This window comes from Aromatoleum anaerobium (assembly GCF_012910705.2).
Taxonomy (GTDB): domain Bacteria; phylum Pseudomonadota; class Gammaproteobacteria; order Burkholderiales; family Rhodocyclaceae; genus Aromatoleum; species Aromatoleum anaerobium.
Map to the genome: position 1 here is coordinate 1 of NZ_WTVG02000027.1, position 4,415 is coordinate 4,415.

Genomic DNA, 4,415 nt, shown 5'->3' on the forward strand with positions numbered 1-4,415 from the left:
TAGGGCCATCGGGGGTCTCAGCTCTCATTGCTGTCGGCGAACCTGCCATAAGAATTGGTGTTTCCTGTGAGTCCGATCCCTCACCACAGGAGCACACCATGCCTACGGATGCGTGCCTGACGAACTTTGCTCGTCGCGACTGGCTGACTGACGGCCCGCTCAACGACGTCGTCGCCCCCTACATCGAAGCGTTGCGCAACCAGCGCTATCCCGATCACACCATCCGCGCTTATCTGGGCGGTCTGGCCCATTTCAGCCACTGGATCAAGACTGACGAGATCAGGATGTCGCGCCTTGATGCTGCGCTCATCAAGCGCTTCTTGCACGACCACCTCCCTGCCTGCACATGCCCGGCGCCTTGCTATCCCTCTGCCGCCAGTTCAGGCGCAGCGCTACGGCATATGCTCCGCCTGCTGCCCGGCGACCCATCGGCAGCGACATTGACGGATCCGGTGGCGGTTGAACTCGAGCGGTTTGGCGAGTACCTCTCGAACATTTGTGGGTTGGCTCCCGTCACCCGTGACCGCCGAGTTCACCATGTCGGCACCTTCCTTGTTCGCGAGTTTGGAGTTTCAACTCCCGTGATCGCGCAGCTGTCCGCAGCGCGCTTGGATACATTCTTTGCCGAGTTGAGTTCACATTTGCGGCCGTCATCGCTGCGCGTCGTCGGCAACAGTCTGCGCAGCTACTTTCGTTACCGTGCCCTGCTGGGTGAGTCGACCGCTGCCTTGGCGGCCTCCCTGCCAAGAATTGCGGACTGGCGCCGCACCACTCTGCCCAAAGTGCTCGCGGACGCCGAACTGGATGCCTTCCTGAAGGCATTCGATCGCGCTGACCCTGTCGGACTGCGCGATTACGCCATCGCGCGCTGCCTGCTCGATCTTGGTCTGCGCGGCCATGAAGTCACCTACCTGACCCTGGAGTCGGTGGACTGGCGCAGCGCAACGCTGACGATCAGCAGCACCAAGAGCAAACGCGTGCAGCAGTTGCCCCTGCCGGAGTCCACCGGCGAAGCCATCGCTCAGTACCTACGGCGGGGACGACCGCAGACCGTGAACCGGGCATTGTTCGTACGACACCGCGCGCCCTTCGACAAACCGTTGGGCGTACCGGCGATCCGTAATTCGATGAATCGCGCCTTTGTTCGCTGCGGGCTGAGCGATCGGTTCTGCAACACCCATGTACTTCGGCGGACCATGGCGACGCATCTGCAGCGCTCAGGGGCCTCCGTCAAAGAAATCGCCGACTTCCTGCGCCACCAAAGCCTCGACACGGCCAACAGCTACGCGCGCGTCGATCTGGAAGGCTTGCGGGCCGTGGCCCTGCCGTGGCCCGGGAGTCGGTCATGAACGCCCCGGTTTCCTGGATGACTCGGGTCGAGACGTATCTGGCGTATCGCCGCCGTCACGGATTCGAGCTCAGCATCGATGCCACGCAGCTTCGATCCTTTGCCCGCTTTGCTGACCGATGTGGTACCGCAGATCACCTGACGGTGGCGCTGGCCAGCGCATGGGCACGGTCTTCGCAGCGCCCAAATCCGCTCACGTGGGCACGCCGTATCGACGTTCTGCGTGGCTTCGCACGCTTCTGCCTGCGCGACGATCCGGCGACGGAGATGCCACCACGAGGTCTCTTCGGCCCGGCGCACCGGCGCCTGGTGCCGCATATCTACACCGAGGCGGAGTTGATCGCGCTGCTCGATGCAGCCAATGGCCTGGCGCCGGAGCATGGTTTGCGGCCGGCGACTTGCCGGTGCATCTTCGGCTTGCTCGCCGCCAGCGGCCTGCGCATCTCCGAAGCGCTCGGGCTCACACGCGCCGACGTCGACCTCGAGGCCGGAATCCTCCGTATCCGGGAAGCCAAGTTCCACCGGCAGCGGTTGGTGCCGCTTCATCTGACCGTAACTGAGTACCTGGACGCATATGCTCTTCAGCGTGACCGGCTCGTGCCTCGACCCGCCTGCGACCGGTTCTTCCTGCGCGATGACGGCCATTGTGCGAATCGGCGCGACATCCTGTACGCCTTGCAGGCGCTGTGTCAGCAACTCGGCTGGCAGCCCCGCGGCGACTACCCGCATCACCGCCTGCATGACATGAGGCACACCTTCATAGTCAGGAGCACTTTGCGCTTCTACGAGCAGGGCATCGATGTCGACCGGGCCGTCCTGGCGCTATCGACGTACGTCGGACATGCCAAGGTGAGCGACACCTACTGGTACTTCACCGGTATTCCAGAACTGATGGCGATTGCCGCCGAACGCTTCCATCGTTACACCGAGGGAGCGACGCGATGAACCCCTTGCTCGCAGTTCCCGCCGACTTCGCCACCTTGCTCCAGCGCTTCTTTGCCGAACGTCTGATCCAGCAACAGAACGCCAGTCCGAGAACGGTTGTGGCCTATCGCGATACCTTCCGGCTGCTGCTGACCTATGCAGAACGAGAACGGGGCAAGCCACCGGCCAAGCTGACGCTGGGGGATTTCGATGCGGCACTGGTCCTCGACTTCCTCGCCCACCTCGAAACCGAGCGCCGCAACACGGTGCGCAGCCGCAACGCACGACTGGCTGCGGTGCGCGCCTTTGCCCATTACGTGGCCTTGCAATGCCCGCCGGCGTTGCAACTCGCGCAGCAGATTCTGGCAATACCCATGAAACGCTTCGAGCGGCCCCTGCTCGAGTATCTCTCCCGCGATGAGGTTCAAGCCGTTCTCGCCGCCCCCGACACGAGCACCTGGTGTGGTCGTCGTGATCGGATGATGTTCGCGTTGCTCTACAACACCGGCGCGCGGGTTTCCGAGATGATCGGCATCCGGGTCGCCGATGTCACGCTCGGCGCGACGTCCTCGGTGCGTCTGCATGGAAAGGGCCGCAAGCAACGAACCGTGCCGCTGTGGAAAGAAACGGCGGCCGAAATCCGTCACTGGTTGAAGTATGCAGATTTGCGCACCGACCAGCCCCTCGTCCCCAACCGCAGCGGGCGAGCGATGACCCGCACGAATGTCGCCGAGCGACTTGCCCTCGCGATCACGGCGGCGACGACGCAGTGTCCGCGGCTGGCGGGGCGCAGAATATCGCCCCATTCCTGGAGGCACACGACCGCCATGCATCTGTTGCAGGCCGGCGTCGACATCACGGTCATCGCCTTGTGGCTGGGGCACGAGAGCCCGGTCACGACCCATGGCTACGTCGAGGCCGACCTGGCAATGAAGGAACGTGCCCTCGATACGCTCGCGCCGCCGGAGACCAAGCGCAAACGCTACCGCCCAAGCGACGCTGTCCTCAAATTCCTCGAAAGCCTCTGAAATTATGCAAACTCAAGTACGCGGCCCGCCACACAAGTGGCCGATCCCGGCGGCAGACCTTGCCTAATAGTTGACCGAGGATAATTCCGGCCCAGCGGAATCGGTCGCAGCGCTCGCTCAAGGTGGTTGGTGTCGACGTGGACGTCCGGGTCGGTCAGGAACACTTCGAGTGCCACCCGGCGACCAGCGCGCGAGTCATCGGGTTAGTCGGCAACAAGCCTTGATCGTTGAGCTTTTCCTTCACCCTCGCGAAGAAGGTTTCGACGATCGGTCTGGCATGCACCAGCCGGTATTCACGTTTGGCCTCACAGGCGAGTTTCTTGGCGCGAATCTGGGGTTGTCGGCAGGAATGCGGTCTTCAATATTGACGTAGCTGAACAGGGCATTCTGTTTGTGGTCGGTGCCGCGCATCGGAATTATTGGATTGTTAATGCGAATGGAATTCTATCAGGCCTAAAATCCGCGCCGCTGCTTGGAATCAGAGTAAATCAACACCCTGTTAGTTTTGTTTCAGCGCGACAGATTTGCCGCACAACATGGAAATGCCGGATAACAGGAAGTTCGCAGCGCCATAAGTGGTTCATGAGGGCCATCAGTGTAAAAGTCCAATTTCACGCGCCCGGGCGATGGCTTGCGTCCGGTTATGGGTATTCAGTTTCTGATTGATGCGGCGGAGATGACTCTCGACCGTGTTTTCGGAGATGCCAAGCAGGCGGGCAATCTCCTTGTTTGCACGACCATCGACCACCAGCCGCAGTAGGCTCGATTCCCGACTCGTCAGTGGATTTGGCAGCGGGGGAGGGGTAACGAGCGAGGCGCTCTGACGGGACAGGTAGCTTCCGGCCTCGCGAATTCGGTCGAGGTAGGGGGCCGGAATGCTCCTGTTCCGACGCGCGATCTCATCGAACTGCTCCTGCAGCAGCCAGGGTTCGTCCGAGATCACGCGCAGCAGACCATTGCGGAGTGCAAAGGTCAGCGCCGATTCGAGCAGACAAATCCCGCTCTTGATGTTCCCGGATGCGATGAGCGCCTGGCCCAGCAGGTTCTGGAGATGGGTCCGGCGCCAGAGGCGGCCGTGGGCCGTCGCCTCGTCAAGCAGGCGCTGCAGCTGTGGT

The 4,415-nt window shown here is 62.2% G+C and carries 4 protein-coding genes and 1 pseudogene; 3 read left to right on the forward strand and 2 right to left on the reverse strand.

Translation table 11 applies throughout. From position 1 onward, the window contains the following. Positions 1-98: 98 nt before the first annotated feature. From GO606_RS00830 to GO606_RS00840, 3 genes are read left to right on the forward strand one after another with little or no spacing between them, the layout of a single operon-like run. The gene (locus GO606_RS00830; protein ID WP_169120822.1) at positions 99-1,349 is read left to right on the forward strand and encodes a tyrosine-type recombinase/integrase; all 1,251 of its coding nucleotides are present in this window, start codon (positions 99-101) and stop codon (positions 1,347-1,349) included. Then, a complete protein-coding gene (locus tag GO606_RS00835) occupies positions 1,346-2,293 on the forward strand; it encodes a tyrosine-type recombinase/integrase (protein ID WP_169120824.1) in 948 nt (315 codons plus the stop codon). The genes GO606_RS00830 and GO606_RS00835 overlap by 4 nt, the downstream gene beginning before the upstream one ends. After that, positions 2,290-3,300: a site-specific integrase gene (locus tag GO606_RS00840; RefSeq protein ID WP_169120826.1), complete on the forward strand. Its 1,011-nt coding sequence runs from the start codon at positions 2,290-2,292 to the stop codon at positions 3,298-3,300. The genes GO606_RS00835 and GO606_RS00840 overlap by 4 nt, the downstream gene beginning before the upstream one ends. A gap of 86 nt (positions 3,301-3,386) precedes the next feature. Here GO606_RS00840 and GO606_RS00845 read toward each other — a convergent pair. Continuing rightward, a pseudogene (locus tag GO606_RS00845) lies at positions 3,387-3,631 on the reverse strand (IS66 family transposase); the annotation flags it as partial. A 261-nt stretch (positions 3,632-3,892) separates the two neighbouring features. After that, the coding region (locus GO606_RS00850; protein WP_246979256.1) for a helix-turn-helix transcriptional regulator at positions 3,893-4,415 on the reverse strand (523 nt) is incomplete at its 5' end.